1 protein-coding gene is annotated in these 255 nt (G+C 55.3%); it reads left to right on the top strand.

Translation table 11 applies throughout. The annotated features are described in order from the left end of the window. Positions 1–255 (top strand): transposase family protein (locus C7H85_RS19395; protein WP_146140492.1); only part of this gene is annotated, 255 nt, incomplete at both ends.

The raw sequence follows: 255 nt of genomic DNA, 5'->3' as shown, positions 1-255 counted from the left end.
ATACACGATCGTCGGATACGTCAGGTTCGTGATCGTGACCTATTGGACAAGCGTATTTTGCTGCGCCTTCCTGTTCGACGGGTCGATTGCTTGCGATGTGGCTGCGTGACGGAAGCCATTGACTGGCTGCCAACCGCTTCTCGCATGACTCACCGGCTCCAGGCCTGGGTCGAAGCCCTGCTGGCACTGATGCCCATCAGTCATGTCAGCCGACTGACCGGCTTACACTGGCATACGATTAAAACGATTGATAAG

This window comes from Zobellella endophytica (genome assembly GCF_003012775.1).
GTDB classification, from domain to species: domain Bacteria; phylum Pseudomonadota; class Gammaproteobacteria; order Enterobacterales; family Aeromonadaceae; genus Oceanimonas; species Oceanimonas endophytica.
Note: the sequence above shows the minus strand (reverse complement) of the source record. Positions and strands in the feature narration are given on the sequence as shown.